The 20,179-nt window shown below is 56.4% G+C and carries 18 protein-coding genes and 1 pseudogene; 9 read left to right on the top strand and 10 right to left on the bottom strand.

Annotated features, from left to right (window positions below; genetic code table 11):
• The first annotated feature begins 82 nt into the window (after positions 1–82).
• Positions 83–1,522, top strand: coding sequence for a surface lipoprotein assembly modifier (locus tag H3L95_RS11245; RefSeq protein ID WP_003758883.1), 1,440 nt, complete (start codon positions 83–85; stop codon positions 1,520–1,522).
• Between the two features lie 169 nt (positions 1,523–1,691).
• On the opposite strand, the gene H3L95_RS11235 is transcribed toward H3L95_RS11245, so the two are convergent.
• Positions 1,692–2,447 (bottom strand): class I SAM-dependent methyltransferase, encoded by a 756-nt coding sequence (locus tag H3L95_RS11235; protein ID WP_040668592.1) that lies wholly within the window; start codon positions 2,445–2,447, stop codon positions 1,692–1,694.
• 414 nt (positions 2,448–2,861) lie between these two features.
• Here H3L95_RS11235 and H3L95_RS11225 point away from each other — a divergent pair, with 414 nt between their 5' ends.
• Genes H3L95_RS11225 through waaA form a run of 3 tightly spaced genes read left to right on the top strand, consistent with a single transcriptional unit; the run spans position 2,862 to position 5,595 of the window.
• Positions 2,862–4,076, top strand: coding sequence for an MFS transporter (locus tag H3L95_RS11225; RefSeq protein WP_003758889.1), 1,215 nt, complete (start codon positions 2,862–2,864; stop codon positions 4,074–4,076).
• Positions 4,001–4,321, top strand: a complete 321-nt coding sequence (locus tag H3L95_RS11220; protein WP_128887928.1) for a hypothetical protein — start codon at positions 4,001–4,003, stop codon at positions 4,319–4,321. Before H3L95_RS11225 ends, H3L95_RS11220 begins: the two co-directional genes overlap by 76 nt.
• Positions 4,318–5,595: a lipid IV(A) 3-deoxy-D-manno-octulosonic acid transferase gene (waaA, locus tag H3L95_RS11215; protein WP_003758892.1), complete on the top strand. Its 1,278-nt coding sequence runs from the start codon at positions 4,318–4,320 to the stop codon at positions 5,593–5,595. Before H3L95_RS11220 ends, waaA begins: the two co-directional genes overlap by 4 nt.
• A gap of 231 nt (positions 5,596–5,826) precedes the next feature.
• Here the strand turns inward: waaA and hemL are convergent, their stop codons facing one another.
• Entirely contained in the window at positions 5,827–7,125 is a 1,299-nt protein-coding gene (gene hemL / locus H3L95_RS11210; RefSeq protein WP_040668593.1) for a glutamate-1-semialdehyde 2,1-aminomutase, read from the bottom strand.
• Between the two features lie 212 nt (positions 7,126–7,337).
• Between hemL and H3L95_RS11205 the strand changes: the two genes are divergently transcribed.
• The 4 genes from H3L95_RS11205 (at position 7,338) to H3L95_RS13915 (ending at position 11,002) form a co-directional block, all read left to right on the top strand.
• A complete protein-coding gene (locus tag H3L95_RS11205) occupies positions 7,338–7,745 on the top strand; it encodes a hypothetical protein (protein ID WP_003758897.1) in 408 nt (135 codons plus the stop codon).
• Positions 7,746–7,948: 203 nt separating this feature from the next.
• The gene (gene miaB, locus H3L95_RS11200) at positions 7,949–9,277 is read left to right on the top strand and encodes a tRNA (N6-isopentenyl adenosine(37)-C2)-methylthiotransferase MiaB (RefSeq protein ID WP_003743791.1); all 1,329 of its coding nucleotides are present in this window, start codon (positions 7,949–7,951) and stop codon (positions 9,275–9,277) included.
• Between the two features lie 243 nt (positions 9,278–9,520).
• A complete protein-coding gene (proB, locus tag H3L95_RS11195; RefSeq protein WP_003758901.1) occupies positions 9,521–10,645 on the top strand; it encodes a glutamate 5-kinase in 1,125 nt (374 codons plus the stop codon).
• A 225-nt stretch (positions 10,646–10,870) separates the two neighbouring features.
• Positions 10,871–11,002 (top strand): hypothetical protein, encoded by a 132-nt coding sequence (locus H3L95_RS13915; RefSeq protein ID WP_259345818.1) that lies wholly within the window; start codon positions 10,871–10,873, stop codon positions 11,000–11,002.
• 316 nt (positions 11,003–11,318) lie between these two features.
• Here H3L95_RS13915 and lpxA read toward each other — a convergent pair whose 3' ends face one another.
• The 7 genes from lpxA to ispC all read right to left on the bottom strand — a co-directional run bounded on the left by lpxA (position 11,319) and on the right by ispC (position 19,904).
• The gene (gene lpxA / locus H3L95_RS11190; protein ID WP_003758907.1) at positions 11,319–12,095 is read right to left on the bottom strand and encodes an acyl-ACP--UDP-N-acetylglucosamine O-acyltransferase; all 777 of its coding nucleotides are present in this window, start codon (positions 12,093–12,095) and stop codon (positions 11,319–11,321) included.
• An 86-nt stretch (positions 12,096–12,181) separates the two neighbouring features.
• Positions 12,182–12,631 (bottom strand): 3-hydroxyacyl-ACP dehydratase FabZ, encoded by a 450-nt coding sequence (gene fabZ, locus H3L95_RS11185; RefSeq protein WP_003741990.1) that lies wholly within the window; start codon positions 12,629–12,631, stop codon positions 12,182–12,184.
• A gap of 123 nt (positions 12,632–12,754) precedes the next feature.
• On the bottom strand, positions 12,755–13,798 hold the full coding sequence (gene lpxD, locus H3L95_RS11180) for a UDP-3-O-(3-hydroxymyristoyl)glucosamine N-acyltransferase (RefSeq protein ID WP_003758912.1): 1,044 nt from the start codon (positions 13,796–13,798) through the stop codon (positions 12,755–12,757).
• A gap of 300 nt (positions 13,799–14,098) precedes the next feature.
• Complete coding sequence (locus tag H3L95_RS11175; RefSeq protein WP_374968210.1) at positions 14,099–14,602, bottom strand: OmpH/Skp family outer membrane protein; 504 nt, start codon at positions 14,600–14,602, stop codon at positions 14,099–14,101.
• Positions 14,603–14,764: 162 nt separating this feature from the next.
• Positions 14,765–17,164 (bottom strand): outer membrane protein assembly factor BamA, encoded by a 2,400-nt coding sequence (bamA, locus tag H3L95_RS11170; RefSeq protein ID WP_003758915.1) that lies wholly within the window; start codon positions 17,162–17,164, stop codon positions 14,765–14,767.
• Positions 17,165–17,168: 4 nt separating this feature from the next.
• A complete protein-coding gene (gene rseP, locus H3L95_RS11165) occupies positions 17,169–18,509 on the bottom strand; it encodes an RIP metalloprotease RseP (protein WP_040668595.1) in 1,341 nt (446 codons plus the stop codon).
• Between the two features lie 210 nt (positions 18,510–18,719).
• Positions 18,720–19,904 carry a 1-deoxy-D-xylulose-5-phosphate reductoisomerase gene (gene ispC, locus H3L95_RS11160; protein WP_003758920.1) on the bottom strand — a complete coding sequence of 395 codons (1,185 nt, stop codon included), beginning with the start codon at positions 19,902–19,904 and terminating at the stop codon, positions 18,720–18,722.
• 12 nt (positions 19,905–19,916) lie between these two features.
• Between ispC and H3L95_RS11155 the strand changes: the two genes are divergently transcribed.
• The gene (locus tag H3L95_RS11155) at positions 19,917–20,063 is read left to right on the top strand and encodes a hypothetical protein (RefSeq protein WP_164907886.1); all 147 of its coding nucleotides are present in this window, start codon (positions 19,917–19,919) and stop codon (positions 20,061–20,063) included.
• Positions 20,064–20,112: 49 nt separating this feature from the next.
• Here H3L95_RS11155 and H3L95_RS14260 read toward each other — a convergent pair.
• Positions 20,113–20,175, bottom strand: a pseudogene (locus H3L95_RS14260) (transposase); the annotation flags it as partial.
• Positions 20,176–20,179: the final 4 nt, after the last annotated feature.

The following is a 20,179-nucleotide window of genomic DNA, read 5'->3' as shown; positions in this document are numbered from 1 at the left end:
TGCTTCACGCAGGCTTTTTTAAACACCAGCCCGCCAACCTTCTCAAGGTCGTCTGAAAACCGCCGACCGGAAAGCCGACACCATGTACAAACCGTCTGCCTGCCTTATCCTCTTTCTCGCCGCCCCCGTCCTTGCCGCGCCACGTTCTGACTTTTCAGACGACCGTACCGCGCAACGCCTGTGGCAGGATACCCGCCAAACCATGCAGGAACAGGAACAAAAAGTGCGCGAATACCGCCTCGACATTCCCGCCGAAAACATCGGGCAGACAGCCGAAACCGACCCCGAAGCCGACCAAGGCGAAGCCTTGTTTAACGCCGTCAACCGCAGCGACTGGCAAACCGTGCGCCCGCTGCTCGAGCGTTATACCCAGCAAACCGAATACGACCCCGACATCGCCCTCTTTGCCCGCGCCTCGCTCGCCCGTGGCGAAGGCAGGTGGAAAGATGCCAAACAAGACTACGAAACCCTGCTGCAACGCCATCCCGACTTCACGCGCGGACGGCTCGATTACGCCCGCCTGCTCTTTGAAGGTCGTCTGAACCGCGAAGCCACTTCCGAATTTATGCGCCTGCAAAACGAAGACCTGCCCGAAGCCGTCAAAGAAAACATCGGCCATTTCCGCGATTCCTTAAACCAACGCCAAAGCTGGCAGGGCAGCCTTTCCGTCGGCGCCGTCCACAACAGCAACATCAACGAAGCCAGCGGCAAAGTGTGGTGTAAAACCGAAATCGACGGCGAATGCTGGGAAGAATTTTCCGGCGACCTGCCCATTTCCGCCAACGGCATCAAATACGAAGCCGCCGCCGTCCGCCGCTGGCAGATTAAAGGACACCACGGCATCGCCGCCCGCGCGCTCGGCTACAGCCGCTTCTACCGCGACCATAAAGACTTCAACGAACACACGCTCAACCTCAGCGCAGGCTACCAGTTTGAAAACCACCGCCACACCTTCGCCCTCGCCCCGCTCGTCGAATGGAACGGCAGCGGCGGCAAAACCCTCAACCGCGCCTACGGCGTGCGCAGCGAGTGGAACCTCGACAAAGGCAGCTGGACGTGGAACACCGAAGCCGAGTGGAAACACCTCTCCTATTCCGACAAAACCCGCCTGCTCGACGGCAGCCTCTTCTCCGTTTACAACACCCTGTCCTACTTCCCGCGCAACGACCTCATGCTCTACGGCGGCATAGACTGGCAGCAGCGCAAAGCCAAAGAACCCGTGGACAGCTACCGCCTCATCTCCGCACGGCTGGGCGCAGCAAAAATGTTTGAAGCCGGCTTCGACGCCTCCGCCTCCGCCACCTTCGGCATCCGCAGCCACCGCGAAGAAAACGCCGTACTCGAACAACGCCGCCGCGACAAAGAACAAACCTACCGCCTCAGCATAGGCGCGGACCGCTGGAAATTCGCCGGCCTCAAGCCCGTCCTCAGCTACAAACACCGCCGCGTCAAAGGCAACACCGACTGGCTATACAGCTACAAACAAAACGAAGTCGGTCTGTCGCTGGTGAAATCGTTCTAACGCAGGACGCAGAAACGCAAAGGTCGTCTGAAATTCAGTTTTCAGACGACCTTTGCGTTTTATAGTGGATTAAATTTAAATCAGGACAAGGCGACGAAGCCGCAGACAGTACAGATAGTACGGCAAGGCGAGGTAACGCCGTACTGGTTTAAAGTTAATCCACTATAAATTATTCCCCGTCTTTAACTGGATAATCAGGCAAGTACACGTCGAAGCGGGTGCTTTTGCCCGTGTATTGGTAGGCGGGTTTTTCGCCGTTGAGAAACTCGCCGAGGCGCGGGCGTTTGACGACGACGCGCTTTTTGGCGACAGCGCGGGCGGCGGCAAGCAGCTCGGCTTCTTCTTGGGCGGCACCGACGACGCTGTGGAAATACGCCATTTCTTTTTTGACGGCGGCGGATTTTTGGCGTTCGGGGTACATGGGGTCGAGGTACACGATGTCGGGGCGCGATTGGGCGGCGAGTTCCCGCATCAATTCGACGGCGTTGCCATAATGGAAAGTCATGCGGCGGGCGATGTCTTGAATTTCAGGCTCTTGCAGCGCGCGTTCGAGGCCGTCGGCGAGCAGGCAGGCGACGGCGGGATGCTGCTCGAAAGTGTGGACGTTCAAACCAAGCGAGGCGAGGACGAAACTGTCGCGCCCGAGTCCGCCGGTGCCGTCCCAGACGGTCGGTTTGGTTGTGTGGTTGACCGCCTTGGCAATCAGCTCGCCGCCGCCTTTGGTGCGCCGGTATTGGGCTGCACCGCCGCCGAAATCAACGCGGACGCGCCCCTTCTCCCCCGCGCGGCACAAGCTGACGCCTTCCGCATCGGCAAGCAGGTATTCGCCGCTGTCGGGCAGGTCGGACAAAATCGGAAGCTGGAATTGCTGCGCCAAACGGCGGGCGTGTTCGGTGGCGGTGTCGTCGAGATAAATGGGCGTCATGGCGGTTGCGGGTCGGGGTCGTCTGAAAAAGGCGGATTATATAGTGGATTAAAATAAAAATGAGACAAGGCGGCAACGCCGTATCATTGCAATTTTAATCCACTATATCGGGAATCCGCTTGAAGCCGATATGGCTTCATCAATACGGATTTTATCCGTTCTCGGGGCAAAGGTCGTCTGAAAATCGAATTTTGGGTTTTCAGACGACCTTTGCCGTTCTTTACGCACTGAATTTCCGTCCGCGTTCCATGTCCTGCCTTGCAGGTAAAGGGAAACGGTCAATGCGGCGCGGATAGAGGTTTTGGCTATATCCAAAGTATCAGGAGTTATTTAGCCTGCGTCAGCCCGTTTGTTAAAATCCGTCATTCTGCCGTTTGATTGAACGGCATTTTCCAATAGAAACAAACAATAACCATGACCCACACACAGCAAAAATCCCCCAACCTTTGGCTGGTGACCGCCGCTGCCGCCGCCATCCTGCTGATTACCATCGGCATGCGCATGACTTTGGGACTGTTTGTCCGCCCCGTTGTCGACTCTACCGAGCTGAGTATCCAAGAGTTCAGCCTGATTATTGCCGTTTTCCAGTTGATGTGGGGCGTGTCCCAGCCGCTTTCCGGCGCGCTTGCCGACCGCTTCGGCGCGTTTAAGGTTTTGGGCGGCGGCGCGTTGCTGTTGGTTTGTGCCTGCCTGATGGTGCCGCAGATGCCGACTTATTGGGGGCTGATGCTGGCAATCGGGCTGCTTTTTGCATTCGGAACGGGCGCGGGCGGTTTCTCCATCATCATGGGACAGGTCGCGGCGAAAGTGCCGCCGCACAAACGCGGTTTGGCTTCGGGGCTGGTCAACGCGGGCGGTTCGGCGGGGCAGTTTCTGTTTGCGCCGCTGGTGCAGGGTTTGCTGGTGTTGCCCGCCGTCGGCTGGACGGGGACGTTTTATGTTTGGGGCGGGATTGCGCTTTTGATCCTGCCGATTTCGTGGTGGCTGGCGGGCGGCAAAAACGCTGTCTCCACGCACCACACGTCGTCTGAAAACGGGCAATCGCTGGGGCAGGCAGTCAAAGCGGCGTTTAAAGACCGCAGCTACATCCTGCTGCACTTAGGCTTTTTTACCTGCGGTTTCCACATTGCGTTTTTGGTGACCCACCTGCCCAACGAAATCGCGCTCTGCGGCCTGCCCGCTTCGGTCGCTTCGACTTCGATTGCGATTATCGGTTTGGCGAACATCGCGGGCTGCATTTTTTCGGGCTGGTGTACGGGGCGGTTTTTGGGCAAATACGTTTTGTTCGGACTCTACGCCTCGCGCGTGGCGATGGTGCTGATATACCTTGCCGCACCGAGAACCGACGTCAATTTCTACATTTTCGCCGCCGCGCTGGGCTTCACTTGGCTCGCCACCGTCGCCCCAACTGCCGCGATTACGGGCAAACTGTTCGGCACGCGCTATCTGGCGACGCTGTTCGGACTGACGATGTTGAGCCACCAAATCGGCGGCTTTTTAGGCTCGTATATCGGCGGCATCGTGATTTACCGGTTCAACGATTACGGCTGGATGTGGTATGCCGACGCGGTGTTGGCGGGGACGGCGGCTTTGCTGAACCTGCCGATACGCGAAAAGAAAGCGGCGTAAACTGCTGCGACGCAACCAAGACAGGTCGTCTGAAAATCGGATTTCGGGTTTTCAGACGACCTTTTTCCGCCGTTACATCAAGTCAGTTCAAAAGAGGCGTGGGCGAAGCGGCAAAATCGGCTAGAATAGGCTCGGGAAACCGGAGGTTCGGCGACAGGCTGTTTGAAACCGTCAACCGCCTACATTCCGCCCCGCCGCGCACCGTCCGCCACCCCGTCCGTACCGTTTTCGAGTGGAATACATGAATCGTTGGTTTTACACGCAATTATGGCGCATCGCGCCGCCGCTTATCCGCCACTATCTCAAAAAGCGCGCCGTCAAATCGCCTGCCTATCTCTACCATTGGGGCGAGCGTTTCGGCGAACCGTTTGACCGGCCTGTTCAGCATCCGATTTGGGTGCATGCCGTATCAGTCGGCGAAACCCGTGCCGCGCAGCCCTTGGTGGAGGCGCTGCGCCGCCATTTCCCCGACGCGCCGCTGCTCATGACCCAAATGACGCCGACTGGACGCGCCGCCGCGAAAGAACTGTTCCCCGACGCGCAATGCCGTTACCTGCCTTACGACAAACCCGAATGGGTCGCCCAATTCCTGAAGGAACACCGCCCCCTGTTCGGCGTACTGATGGAAACGGAAATCTGGCCCAACCTCATGCACGCCTGCGCCGACGCGCACGTCCCTTTGTTTCTCGCCAACGCCCGCCTGTCTGAAAAATCGCAGCGCGGCTATTTGAAAATCCGCAACCTGTTCGAGCCTGCGCTGCAAACCTTAAGCGGCTGTTTCGCGCAAACCGCCGAAGACGCGGAGCGGCTGCACTTGATCGGCGCGTCCAACGTCCATGTCTGTGGCAACACCAAATACGATATTTCCCCGCCCGAACGGATGCGCGCGCTGGCGGCAGCCTTCCGCGAACGCATAGGCACGCGCCCCGTCGCCGTCTGCGCCAGCACCCGTTTTTACAAAGACCAAGACGAAGCGGCGCTCTTGCTCGAAGCGTGGAAAAAATATGCCGGCGATGCCTTGCTGGTCGTCGTTCCGCGCCATCCGGAGCGTTTTCAGACGACCTTTGAAACGGCGCAGGCATTGGGTTATACCGTTCAAAAACGCAGCGACAACCTGCCGGTTTCCCGACAAACCCAAGTCTGGGTGGGCGACAGCATGGGCGAACTCTTTGCCTACTACCTCAGTTCGGATGTCGCCTTTGTCGGCGGCAGCCTCGTGGACAGCGGCTGTCAAAACATCATCGAGCCGATAGCCTGCGGCATTCCGACCGTGTTCGGCTTTTCCACCTACAACTTTGCCGCTGCCTGCCGCAGCGCGCTGGAAGCCCAAGCGGCGGTGCAGGTGCAGAATGCGGACGAATGGCGCACCTTCGTCTCAGCCTGTTTGGAAAATCCGAGCGAGCGCAGCCATTTCGCCCAACAGGCGGCACGCTTTGTCGCCGGCCATCAAGGCGCCAGCCGTCGGATGGCGGACGAAATCGCCGCGTCCGTGCGCCATCTGACGTGCAAAGAGGCTTAAGGGCAAACCTGCCTTCCCCCAAACGAAAGGTCGTCTGAAAACCCGAATTTAGGTTTTCAGACGACCTTTTTGTCTTGTGGACGGATTAAATATGAATCAGGCAGCGTTGCCCGCACTGCCCTGACGGCAAGCCATTCCGCCTTATAGTGGATTAAAATTGCAATGATACGGCGTTGCCAACGTCCTTATGTACTAACCGTACACGGCGGGCGTTGCCGCCTTGTCTCATTTTTATTTTAATCCACTATATTTCGCCATTTCCGCGAACACTTGATGCGCGGTGGCGATGGTTTCGTCAATCAGCTCGGGCGTGTGCGCGGCGGAGACGAAGCCTGCTTCATAGGCGGACGGGCCGAAGGCGGTGTTGCGGTCGAGCATGCCGTGGAAGAAGCGTTTGAAGGCATCGATATTGGAACGCGCCATGTCGCCGTAGTTTTGCGGGGCATGGGCGGCGAAATACAGGCCGAACATACCGCCCACGCTGTCGGCGGTAAACTCGATGCCGTGCGCTTTGGCGGCGGCGGCAAGCCCGTCGGCGAGGCGGCGGGTCAAGGCGGTCAGGTTTTCGTAGAAGCCTTCGCGCTGGATGATTTCAAGCGTTTTCAAACCGGCGGCGACGGCAATCGGGTTGCCCGACAAAGTGCCTGCCTGATACACGCCGCCCAGTGGGGAAATACATTCCATGATGTCTTTGCGTCCGCCGAACGCGGCAAGCGGCATACCGCCGCCAATGACTTTGCCCATCGTGGTCAGGTCGGGCGTGATGCCGTGCAGCGACTGCGCGCCGCCGAGCGCGACGCGGAAGCCGGTCATCACTTCGTCGTAAATCAACACGGCGCCGTGTTTTTCGGTCAATTCGCGCAGGGCTTTGACGAAGGCTTCGGTCGGGCGGACCAGGTTCATATTGCCGACGAAGGGTTCGAGGATGACGCAGGCGATTTCGTCGCCGTTGCGGGCGAACGCTTCTTCGAGTTGGGCGGTGTTGTTGTATTCGAGGACTAAGGTGTGTTTGGTAAAGTCGGCGGGAACGCCTGCGGAAGACGGGTTGCCGAAGGTGAGCAGGCCGCTGCCGGCTTTGACGAGCAGGCTGTCGGAATGGCCGTGGTAGCAGCCTTCGAACTTGATGATTTTGTCGCGTCCGGTGAAGCCACGTGCGAGGCGGATGGCGGTCATGGTCGCTTCGGTGCCGGAGCTGACGAGGCGCAGCCTTTCGACGGACGGCATGATTTTGGCGATTTCTTCGGCGATGACGATTTCGCCTTCAGTGGGCGCACCGAACGACAAACCGCCCAACGCGGCTTCGCGCACGGCTTCGATGACTTCGGGGTGCGCGTGTCCGACAATCGCAGGCCCCCACGAACCGACGTAATCGGTGTAGCGCGTGCCGTTTTCGTCCCAAACATACGCGCCTTCGGCTTTTTTGATGAAGCGCGGCACGCCGCCGACGCTGCCGAATGCGCGGACGGGGGAATTCACGCCGCCGGGGATGATGGCTTTGGCGCGGTCAAACAGGATTTCGTTACGGTTCATAGCGGGTTCTTTCTGAGGTCGTCTGAAAAATAAGCGGTATTTTATCATCAGATTGCCCGCGCCAGCCGTTTCAGACGACCCCGAAAGCCCAAACGGCCACGGCGCAACGCCATATCTGAAAATGAAAATTGTTCTGTAAAAACAATCACTCTGTTCATATTTGAAGCGTTTGTGCTATAATCCGCACCCATTTATACCATAAAGAAAACATCATGTTACGCGGATTCATTTTAATGCTTACCCTTTTGGTTTCCACCGTCTCCTACGCCGCCCAGCGCAAGCTGCCGAGCGATATGGACGCGGCGGTTTTGAAACAGGTCGAACTGCCTTATCTGAAAGTGAGCCGTGGCGGCTTCTCATGGACGCGCCTCTTGACGCTGGGCCTTGCCGACGGCAATTCCGCCAAGCTGCAGATTACCCGTTTCACCAAAATCCACGACGAAAACGACCGCTTCATCCCGATGGGGCGGCTGGCGGGGAAAACCGGCAAAACCATCGCCTTCAAACACAACGACACCAACGCTCTCGTGCGCGAAGTATGGGTTTTGACCGACGACGAAGCCTCCCGTTTTACCGCGCAAAAAGAAGTCCGCGACGAGATTAAGCAAGACGCGCAATAAGCCGCCGCCTGCCCGTTTCAGACGACCCAAACACACACCGCGTGGTTGGCTGTTGCAGCCGCAGCAGCGCAACCGCGCATTTTTGCGCCCTGACGAATCAGTGTTTCAGACGACCCGCCAAGCCTTCCACAAGGTCGTCTGAAACCGAGATTTCCATAACAATCAGCCCCGCAATTACGGGCTACCTGAGAAAGACACAAACCATGAAAAAAGTATTTATCCGCACCTTCGGCTGCCAAATGAACGAATACGACAGCGAAAAAATGCTCGCCGTACTCGCCGAAGAAAACGGCGGCATCGAACAAGTGACCGAAGCCGACGAAGCCGACATCATCCTCTTCAACACCTGCTCCGTGCGCGAAAAAGCGCAGGAAAAAGTGTTCTCCGACTTAGGCCGCGTACGCCCGCTCAAAGAAAAAAATCCCGACCTCATCATCGGCGTGGCCGGCTGCGTCGCCTCCCAAGAAGGCGAAAACATCATCAAACGCGCGCCTTATGTGGACGTCGTCTTCGGCCCGCAAACGCTGCACCGACTGCCCAAAATGATTGTGGATAAAGAAACCAGCGGCCTGTCGCAAGTCGATATTTCCTTCCCCGAAATCGAAAAATTCGACCACCTGCCGCCCGCCCGCGTCGAAGGCGGCGCAGCATTCGTGTCCATCATGGAAGGCTGTTCCAAATACTGCTCGTTCTGCGTCGTCCCCTACACCCGCGGCGAAGAGTTCTCCCGCCCGTTGAACGACGTTTTGACCGAAATCGCTAACCTTGCCCAGCAAGGCGTGAAAGAAATCAACCTCTTGGGACAAAACGTCAACGCCTATCGCGGCGAAATGGAAGACGGCGAAATCTGCGACTTCGCCACCCTGCTGCGCATCGTCCACGAAATCCCCGGCATCGAGCGTATGCGCTTCACCACCAGCCACCCGCGCGAGTTTACCGACTCGATTATCGAGTGCTACCGCGACCTGCCCAAGCTGGTGTCGCACCTGCACCTGCCGATTCAAAGCGGTTCCGACCGCGTATTGAGCGCGATGAAGCGCGGCTACACCGCCTTGGAATACAAATCCATCATCCGCAAACTGCGCGCCATCCGCCCCGACTTGTGCCTGAGCAGCGACTTCATCGTCGGCTTCCCCGGCGAAACCGAGCGCGAGTTCGAGCAAACCCTGAAGCTGGTGAAAGACATCGCCTTCGATTTGAGCTTCGTCTTCATTTACAGCCCGCGCCCCGGCACACCCGCCGCCAACCTGCCGGACGACACCCCGCACGCCGAAAAAGTGCGCCGCCTCGAAGCCCTGAACGAAGTCATCGAAGCCGAAACCGCCCGCATCAACCAAACCATGATAGGTACCGTACAACGCTGTCTGGTCGAAGGCATCTCCAAAAAAGACCCCGACCAGCTCCAAGCCCGTACCGCCAACAACCGCGTGGTCAACTTCACCGGCACGCCCGATATGATCAACCAAATGATCGATTTGGAAATCACCGAAGCCTACACCTTCTCCCTGCGCGGCAAACCGGTCGAAGCGTAAAGCCGTTCCGCCATAGCAAAGGTCGTCTGAAAACCTGTATCTTGGTTTTCAGACGACCTTTTTGTATCGTGCCAGCATTGTCATTCTGCTCACCGAATCCCGTCTGTCTTTTAGCAATTTCACGATACCGCGTATTGACAGCCCCATAGGGGTCGTCTGAAAATCAGTTTTCGCGCTTTCAGACGACCTTTTTACGTTTAACAACCCGTCCGAAGCCGCCCTATATCCTCCGCGAGAAAAACCATGTCCCTGCAAAACCTCTCCAATACCCGCACCCTTGTCGTCAAAGTCGGCTCCAGCCTCGTTACCGCGGGCGGCAAAGGCATAGACCAAGCCGCACTCGACCGCTGGGCGGCACAAATCGCCGAACTGGGCAAACAAGGCGTGCAAACCGTCCTCGTTTCCAGCGGCGCCATCGCCGAAGGCATCAAACGGCTGGGCTGGAGCAAACGCCCCACCGCCATCAACGAGCTGCAAGCCGCCGCCGCCGTCGGGCAAACCGGCATTGCCCAAGCCTACGAAACCGCGTTCGCACCGTACGGCATCCGCACCGCCCAAATCCTGCTCACCCACGACGACCTGAGCAACCGCACCCGCTACCTCAACGCCCGCAGCACCCTGCAAACCCTGTTGTCCAAAGGCATCGTCCCCGTCATCAACGAAAACGACACCGTGACCACCGACGAAATCAAGCTCGGCGACAACGACACCCTCGGCGCACTCGTGACCAACCTCATCGAAGCCGACGCACTCGTCCTCCTGACCGACCAAAAAGGCCTGTACGACAGCGACCCGCGCAAAAATCCGCAAGCCAAACTGATTCCGACCATCGCAGCCGACCATCCCGACCTCGAAAGCATGGCGGGCGGCGCGGGTAGCAGCGTCGGCACCGGCGGCATGTACACCAAAGTGACCGCCGCCAAACGCGCCGCACTCAGCGGAGCCGCCACCGTCGTCGCATGGGGCGGCGAACCTGACGTCCTCGTCCGCCTCAAACAAGGCGAAAGCATAGGCACGCTCTTCACCAGCGCACACAGCCGCGTCGCCGCCCGCAAACAATGGCTGCTCGGACACGTCCAAACCGCCGGCAGCCTGACTGTCGATAGCGGCGCGGCAAAAGCCCTGACCGAACAGCACGCCAGCCTGCTGCCCGTCGGCTGCATCCGCGCGGACGGACATTTCCACCGCGGCGAACTCGTTGCCATCCTCGATACCGACGGCAAAGAAATTGCCCGTGGCCTGACCAATTACAGTAGCGGCGAAACCGCCAAAATCCTGCAAACCCCGTCCGAGCGCATCGCCGAAAAATTAGGCTACGCCCACGAAGACGAACTTATCCACCGCGACAATATGGCGTCGCATTGGTAAAAAAGGTCGCCTGAAACCTTATAGTGGATTAACAAAAATCAGGACAAGGCGACGAAGCCGCAGACAGTACAGATAGTACGGAACCGATTCACTTAGTGCTTCAGCACCTTAGAGAATCGTTCTCTTTGAGCCAAGGAGAGGCAACGCCGTACTGGTTTAAAGTTAATCCACTATATTATTGGGTTTCAGACGACCTCCCCTCCCATCCAACCAAAGGAAACCAGCATGAAAAAATTCATCTTCCTCACCACCGCCCTCCTGCTCCTCAACGCCTGCGCCTCCCAATCCGGACAAGGCAGTTCTGCACAAGTCTATGGCGAAATCAAAGGCGGCGTAGAAAGCAGCCACGTCCACTAAGCGGGCGGAACGGCAGGCATTGCCCACGCAGAAGATGCCGCCCCATTCCCCTAAAATCCGCATGACGAACATCGTGCCATAAAATCAAAAGGTCGTCTGAAACTCGGTTTACCCGGTTTCAGACGACCTTTTCTATTGGTCTGAAGACGAATGTTTGGACGGCAGTCATTCCCGCGCCAAACAGGGAAAGGACAAGGCTGATGTTGCGACAACGTCGTCTGAAACGGTTTGCGGACAGCACCCAGTTTCTATTCAAACCTTTTCGCCGCTACGGCTTTCAGCCCTTAATCCTGCCTGTCGGTACGGTTTCTCCCAATCAGCGGATAATTCCGCGCGTGGATTGGGCGAAGAAGTCTTTAAACACCGCCAACTCGGCTTGCGTTTCGGCGCGGCGGAGGATGTCGGCTTTGGCTTCTTCAAACGGGATGCCACGGTGGTAGATGGTTTTATACACATCTTTGACGGCGGCGATTTGCTCGGCGGTGAAGCCGTTGCGGCGCATGCCTTCGCTGTTGATGCCTGCGGGTTCGGCGCGGTAGCCTGCCGCCATGAAATAAGGCGGTACGTCTTTGTGTACGCCTGCGGCGAAGGCGGTCATGGCGTAGTCGCCGATTTGGCAGAACTGGAACACCAGCGTGTAGCCGCCCAAGACGACGTAGTCGCCGATGGTAACGTGTCCGGCGAGGGAGGCGTTGTTGGCGAAGATGGTGTGGTTGCCGATGACGCAGTCGTGCGCGAGGTGGCAGTACGCCATAATCCAGTTGTCGTCGCCGACGCGGGTTTCGCCGATGCCGGTTACCGTGCCGAGGTTGAAGGTGGTGAATTCGCGGATGGTGTTGCCGTTGCCGATAATCAGCTTGGTCGGCTCGTCGCGGTATTTTTTGTCCTGCGGGATTTCGCCGAGGCTGGCAAATTGGAAAATGCGGTTGTTTTCGCCGATGGTGGTGTGGCCGTTGATGACGGTATGCGGGCCGATTTCGGTGTTCGCGCCGATTTGGACGTTGGGGCCGATGACGGTGTACGCACCGACTTTGACGCTGGAGTCGAGTTCGGCTTTGGGGTTAATGACGGCGGTCGGGTGGATGAGGGTCATGTTTTTCCTTTCCTGTCGTGTTGCCGCGAAGATGCGCGACGGCAACAGGTCGTCTGAAAACTTTCAGACGACCTTTTTCTGAACACTCAAACCACGCGTTTGGCACACATGATGATGGCTTCGACGGCGACTTGTCCGTCCACTTTGGCGACGGCGCTGAATTTGCCGATGCCGCGTTTGTTGGTCAGCAGCTCGACTTCGAAAACAAGCTGGTCGCCGGGGATGACTTGGCGTTTGAAGCGGGCTTCGTCTATGCCGGCGAAGAAGAAGAATTCGTTTTCTTTGCGGCCGCCTTCGCTGAGGATGGCGAGTGTGCCGCAGGCTTGCGCCATGGCTTCGATGATGAGTACGCCGGGCATGACGGGCAGGTCGGGGAAATGGCCTTGGAACTGCGGCTCGTTCATGGTGACGTTTTTAATCGCGGTCAGGGTTTTCATGGACTCGAAGGCGGTGATGCGGTCGAGTTGCAAAAACGGGTAGCGGTGGGGAATGAGTTTTTGGATGTCTTTGGCTTCGATGGGGAGTTGTACGTCCATGTTCGTCGTATTCCTTGGTATTTCAGGTTGGCTGGGCGGTTTCATCGCGGGGGCTTTAAAACGGCAGGCTTTGCCGCTTTGTTGGGATTTAAAGCGCATCCGCCATGTAAACCGATTGTGGGGTTATTCGTCTTTTTCGCTGTCGCTCAGACGGTTTTCCAATGTTTTGAGGCGTTTGTTCATTTCGCTTAAGCGGTGGATGTAAACGGCGTTGCGCGCCCATTCTTTATGGGTGGACATCGGGAAGATGCCGGCGAGGTGTTTGCCGCTTTCGGTAATGCTGTGGGTCACGGACGTGCCGCCGCCGATGGTGGTTTTATCGGCGATTTCAATGTGGCCGACCGTGCCGACGCCGCCGCCGATGATGCAGTAGCTGCCGATGGTAACGCTGCCTGAGATGCCGGTTTTGGCGGCGATGACGGTGTGCGAACCGATTTTGCAGTTGTGTCCGATTTGGACTTGGTTGTCGATTTTGGTGCCGTTGCCGACGGTAGTGTCGCTCATCGCGCCGCGGTCGATGTTGGTGTTCGAACCGATTTCTACGTCGTCGCCCAGCGTTACCGCGCCGGTTTGCGGGATTTTAAACCATGAATCGCCGGCGAAGGCGAGCCCGAATCCGTCCGCACCGATGACTGCGCCGCTGTGGATTTCGACGCGGTTGCCCAGTGTGCAGCCGTAATAAACGACGGCGTTGGGATGCAGGACGACTTCGTCGCCCAGTGTGCAATCGTGCTGGACAACGGCGTTTGCCAAGATGCGGCAGCCTTCCCCGAGTACGGTGTTCGCGCCGATGTAGGCGTTTGCGCCGATTTCGCAGCTGGCGGGAACGGTGGCACCCTCTTCGACGACAGCGGTCGGATGGATGCCGCCGCGCGCTTTGACGATGGGTGAAAACAGGCGGGCGACTTTGGCAAAATAGAGATAGGGGTCGTCGGCGACAATCAGGTTGCGCCCTTCAAATTCGTTTACTGCTTTGGCGGAAACGATGACTGCACCCGCGCTGCTGTCGTGGACTTCGGCTTTGTATTTCGGATTGGCGAGGAAGCTGATGTGTTCCGCCTGCGCGTCTGCGAGCGGGCGCACGGCGGCGACGGAAATGTCCTTGCCGCGCCATTCGCCGCCAAGCTGCGCTGTGATTTGGGACAGGGTGTAGGTTTTTGAAGTCATGATGTTTCGTAAGCTTTGGGATGAGGTCGTCTGAAAGGGACGGCGGGAGCAGTCGGACAGAACGGTTTGCCTAAAACGTATGCCGGCAGGAGTGATAAGACAGGTATAGTGGATTAACTTTAAACCAGTACGGCGTTGCCTCGCCTTGCCGTACTATCTGTACTGTCTGCGGCTTCGTCGCCTTGTCCTGATTTAAAGTTAATCCACTATAATTATATCGTTTATTGGATTTTCAGACGACCCTTCGCTTGAAAGAGGTCGTCTGAAAACAGGTTTGCTGTATCTCGTTCAGCCTTCCGATTAACGTGTATTCAGGGCTTTAATCACGCTGTCGGTAATGTCGTAACGCGCGTTGACGTAAATCACGTCCTGCAAAATGACATCGTAGCCTTCGCGTTTGGCAAGATCGACGATGATGCGGTTGGCGTTTTGCTGGAGGGCGGCAAATTCTTCGTTGCGGCGCAGGTTGTAGTCTTCTGCCAGCTCCGCCTGTTTCTTGCGGAACTGCTGAACCAGCTCGCCCCAGCGTTTTGCCGCAGCTTCACGCTCTTTGCCCTGCAATTTGCCTTCGGACAGGGATTTTTCGAGCTTTTCACCTTCTTGCTGCAATTTCTGCAAAGCGTCCTGACGGCCGCGGAATTCCTTTTCCAAGGTCGTCTGAATGCGTTGCGCCTGCTTGGACTCAAGATAAACGCGCTCGGTATTGATAAAGCCGATTTTCTGTACGGCTTCCGCCGCCGCAGCTTGGTTCATCAACCCGAAGCCCAATAAAGCCGCGCCGCCGAGGCGGAAGGCGTTGGCAATGATGTTCATCTGGATTTCCTTGATTTTGTATCCCGCCAATCAGCGGGATGACGGTTTGTTTTTAAAAAGAGGCAGAACGCCCTGCCCCTTTTCCTTCAGGTCGTCTGAAAAAGTTTATCTGCATAGGGATTTCGATTTTCAGACGACCTTGTTCTGCCTACGTCAGAATGTGGTACCCAATTGGAACTGGAAGCGTTGGATTTCGTCGCTGTCTTTTTTCTTGATCGGGTAGGCGTAGCTGAACTTCATCGGACCCAGCGGCGAGAGCCAGGTTACTGCCGCACCGGCGGAGTAGCGCAACTCTTCCTTGAAGGTCGATTTGTGGGTCTTGCCTAAGCCGTATGGGTTTTGAGCGGCATTGTTGGTGTAGTAGGTATTGCTGCTGCTGTCGTTATAAGTTTTACCGTCCCATACGCTGCCCGCGTCGGCAAACAGACTCAGACGGACGGAGCGGGAGTCTTTGATGCCCGGCATCGGGAACAGCAACTCGGCGGAAACGTTGGCTTTTTTGTTGCCGCCATAGCTGATTTTCTCGCCGTATTCGTCATAGACTTTCGGACCCAGCGTACCGCTCTCGTAACCGCGTACGGAGCCTAAGCCACCGCCGTAGAAGTTTTCAAAGAACGGCATGGTTTTGGTTTTGCCGTAACCGTTGCCGACGCCGACTTCGCCGCCGAGCATCAGGGTGAAGTCTTTGGTCAGCGGGAAGAACCAGGTTTGGTTGTGGGTCAGTGTGTAGTATTGCAGGTCGCTGCCCGGCAGGGCGATTTCACCGTTGATGCCGGTCATGTAACCGCGGGTCGGCCACAAGGCGCTGTCGGTTTTATTGCGTCCCCAACCGATCGTACCTTTGTACAGCCAGCCTTTGAAGCTGCCCACGCCGTCCGTGCCTTTACCATATTGGTTGATAAAGTCGGCATAACGTTTAGGCGCGCCTTTGTAGGTATTCACGGTCAGGTGTTCCGCCGCCAGACCCAAATTGACGCGGTCGTATTCGGTCACGGGGATGCCCATGCGCACGCCTGCGCCTGCGGTGGTGGTTTTATATTGTTTCGCGCTGGAAGAGGCTTTACGCGGGTCGTAAGACTTGCCGTAAATATCGTAACCGAGGCTCACGCCGTCGGGTGTGAAATACGGATCGGTAAACGACAACGAGCCGTTCAGCGTGGTTTTACTGCGTGAGGCGCGCAGGGAAACGGATTTACCCGTACCGAACAGGTTGTCTTGGGAAACGCCTACGGACATGACCAAGCCGGTATCCTGAACCCAGCCCGCGCTCATATCCAGCGAACCGGTAGAACGCTCGTTCACGCTCATGTTCAAATCGACTTGGTCGGGCGTATTGGCAACCGGTACGGCATCGAATTGTACGTTGTCGAAGTAGCCCAGCAGCTCGACGCGCTCTTTGGAACGTTGCAGCTTGGAAGTGTCGTAAGGCGCGGATTCCATCTGACGCAATTCGCGGCGCACGACTTCGTCACGGGTTTTGTTGTTGCCGGTGATGTTGATTTCGTTCACATAGATTTTGCGGCCGGGTTCGACGTTCAGGACGAAATCGACAGTTTGGGTCTCGGCATTGGGCACTGGCTGAACGTTGACTTCGCTGAACGCGTAGCCTGCCGTACCCATGCGGTTTTGAATGGCTTCGAGCGATTTGACCATTTGGGCGCGTTCGTACCATTTGCCCTTTTTCATGGTCAGCAGTTTTTGCAGCTCTTCTTTCGGCACTTCGCGGGTATCGCCTTCTATGCGCACGTCGCCCCAACGGAAGCGTTCGCCCTCGTCAACCGTGATTTTGATGGTTTGCTTGGTTTTGTCTTCGTTGGTCTGGATGTCGGTATCCAGAATGCGGAAATTGAAATAGCCGTTGTTTTGGTAGAACTCGCTGACGCGCTCCATGTCTTGCGAGAATTTCTGCTCGTTAAACTGGTTGCTCTTAGTCAGCCAAGTCCACATGCCGCCTTCGCTCAAAGACATTTGTTTCATGAGCTTGCGGTCGGAATAGACTTTGTTGCCTTCAAATTCGATGTCGGTAATCTTGGTGGTTTTACCCTCATCGATGGCGATGTCGATGGAAACGCGGTTACGCGCGAGTTTGGTGACGGTCGGCGTGATTTGGACCGACTGTTTGCCGCGGCTTTTGTATTCTTCCTTCAGGCTGGCGACAGACTGGCTCAGCGTGGCCGGATTGAAGTATTGGGATTGCGCCAAACCGAAGGATTCAAGGTTTTTCTTGATTACATCGTTTTGCAGCATTTTCGCGCCGGTGATGTTCAGCGTGCTGATGGTCGGGCGTTCGATAACGGTCAGCAAGACCTGATTACCCATGGTCTCTACGCGGACATCGTCAAAAAAACCGGTCGCATACAGACTTTTGATGATTTCTTCGCTGCGTGCGTCGCTGAATTGGTCGCCGACTTTGACGGGCAGGTAGTTGAAGACCGTACTCGGTTCGGTGCGCTGCAAACCTTCGACGCGGATGTCTTGAATGGTGAAGTCGGCAAACGCCAAAGGCGACATGCCCAATACCATCAAAGCAGAAGCAATCTGTTTCAATTTCATAAAATTATCCAAACAAACGGTTGATGTCATTAAAGAAAGCCAGTGCCATCATTAAGAGCATGGCAGCCAGTCCGAGGCGCAGGCCGATTGCCTGTATGTGCTCGCTCAAGGGCTTTCCGCGTATCCATTCGGCAGTGTAGAACACCAAATGCCCGCCGTCCAATACGGGGATGGGCAACAAGTTCAACACGCCTAAACTAATGCTGACCAACGCGAGGAATTCCAAATAGCTTTGAAATCCCAGCTGTGCCGTTTTTCCGGCGACGTCGGCAATGGTCAGCGGGCCTGAAATATGGTTCAGGGAGGCATTGCCTGTAATCAGTTTTCCGAAGAATTTTACCGTCATCCAAGCATTGTTGACGGTTTTGTCCCAGCCCATCGCAAATGCTTCTGCGACAGACGGTTTATATTCGCGCTTGATTTCTTTTGTCCACGCTTCGTCGCCCTGAGAATCGAAGCCTACCCTGCCGACCAGCGTTCTGTCGGGTTGCTGGATACTGTTGGGGCGGATGGTCGTCTGAAAAGTTTTACCGTCGCGCTCGTAGCTCAATTCGATTTTCTTGCCCGGGCTTTGGCGTACGATTTCCACCCATTGCTGCCAAGACTCGATGTCTTGTCCGTCGGCACTGATCAGCTTGTCACCTTTTTTCAAACCGGCTTTTTCAGCCGGGCTGTTTTCTTCCATTTTGCCGACACGGGTGGTGATTTTAAAAGGCGACAACCCGATATAGCCTTGGTTTTTCGCAATTTTACCTGCTTCGGGCGTGCCGGCGGCATCGATAATCCGCATGGTTTTTTGCCCCGAGCTCGTCTGAACGGCAACATTTACCTTGCCTGACTCGATGTTCAACACGATTTCTTGCTGGGCTTTTTCCCACTCGCCGACGTTAACGCCGTTAACCGAAATAATTTTGTCTCCGGGCTGAAATCTGGCTTTGGCGGCAATGGTATTTTGCTCGACCATGCCGACATAAGGGCGGATTTCGGTAACGCCGAAGGAAAAACTCAAGCCGTAAAGCAAAACCGCCAGCGCGAGATTGGTCAGCGGGCCTGCGGCAACGATGGCGATGCGTTTGGCGGGATGCTGTTTGTCGAAGGCGTAAGGCAGGTCTGCCTGCGCCACTTCGCCCTCGCGCGTATCGACCATTTTGACATAGCCGCCCAACGGGATGGGTGCCAAACACCATTCGGTATCGCCGCGCTTTCTGCTGAAAAACGGTTTGCCGAAGCCGACGGAAAAGCGAACGACTTTGACGCCGCACAATCTGGCGACGATGTAGTGTCCGAACTCGTGCAGGCTGACCAAAATCAGGATGGCGAAAATAAAAGCTAGAAGGGTTTGCAAAAGAATCTCTCTGGTTGGGTATGGGTTGACGTTGTCGATTTTTCAGACGACGTATCAAGGTAGGGGTCGTCTGAAAGCATTCGCAATGTGTAGAAAATATTATTGGCGTTATTTTGCCGATTATAAAGTCAGTCTGCCGTTTTGTCCGCCACACATGACGGGTGGGCGGGTTTTCAGACGACCTGTCATTTTTTATCGTTGCGGCACGGTTTATCCCAATGCGGCGATAAATTCCTGCGCCTGCCTGCGGGTAACGGCGTCTTGCGCCAGCAGGTTTTCGATGTTGCCGAGGTCGTCTGAAAAGTCTTGTGCGAGACAATGGGCGACGGTTTTGGCAATGTCGGTAAACTTAATCTGCCCATCTAAGAAGGCGGCGACAGCGGCTTCGTTGGCGGCGTTCAAGACGCAGGGCGCGGCTCCGCCCGCGTTCATGGCTTCATAGGCGAGCTTCAGGCAGGGGAAGCGGTCAAAGTCGGGCTTTTGGAAGGTCAACGCAGACAATGCGTCGAAATCCAGATCTCCAACACCCGAATCGATGCGTTCCGGCAAGCCCAAACAATAAGCGATGGGCGTACGCATATCGGGATTGCCCAGTTGCGCCAGCACGGAACCGTCGCGGTAGCGTACCATGCTGTGTATCACGGACTGCGGATGGATGACGACTTCGAGTTTATCAGGCGGGCAGTTGAACAGCCAATGCGCTTCAATCAGCTCCAAACCTTTGTTCATCATGGTGGCGGAATCGACGGAGATTTTGCGCCCCATGCTCCAATTGGGGTGTTTGACCGCTTGCGCGGGCGTAATGCTGTCGAACGTGCCTAAATCGGCCGTCAGAAACGGGCCGCCGGAAGCGGTCAGGATAATCGAGCGGATGCCGTGTTCGTTCAGACGACCTGTGTAATCGCGCGGCAAAACTTGGAAAATGGCGTTGTGTTCGCTGTCGATGGGCAACACTGCCGCGCCGTTTGCGCGGGCGGTTTCCATAAACAACGCGCCGGAAACCACCAGCGTCTCTTTGTTCGCCAAATAAATAGTTTTGCCTTTTTGCGCCGCCACCAGCGCGGAGGGCAGCCCCGCCGCACCGACGATGGCGCACATGACACCGCTGACTTCGTCGGCAGACGCAACGTCAACCAATGCCTGTGCGCCGTGTAAAACCTGCGTCGCCGCGCCGTCGCGTTTCAACAGGGCTTCAAGCCGGGCGGCGTGTTCCGCATCGGCAACGACGGCATATTCGGGGCGGAACGTCCGGCATTGCGCCGCAAGCTTCTCAACCTGCTTATGCCCCGCCAACGCGAATACGCGGAATTTTTCGGGATGGCGCGAAACAACGTCCAGCGTGCTTTCGCCTATGCTGCCGGTACTGCCTAATATGGTCAGGACTTGTGGTGTCATGGTGTGTTCTTTATGTACTGCTTTCGGATTTCAGACGACCTTTTGGGCTTGAGGTCGGAAAGGTCGTCTGAAAACGCTTATTCGATATTGTGTTTGATGTGTTCCAACGATTTTTATAGTGGATTAACTTTAAACCAGTACGGCGTTGCCTCGCCTTAGCTCAAAGAGAACGATTCTCTAAGGTGCTGAAGCACCAAGTGAATCGGTTCCGTACTATCTGTACTGTCTGCGGCTTCGTCGCCTTGTCCTGATTTAAATTTAATCCACTATAACCG

Source organism: Neisseria sicca (genome assembly GCF_014054945.1).
Taxonomy (GTDB): Bacteria; Pseudomonadota; Gammaproteobacteria; order Burkholderiales; family Neisseriaceae; genus Neisseria; species Neisseria sicca.
The sequence above is the reverse complement of the archived record's forward strand: the minus strand, read 5'-3'. Positions and strand labels throughout refer to the sequence as shown.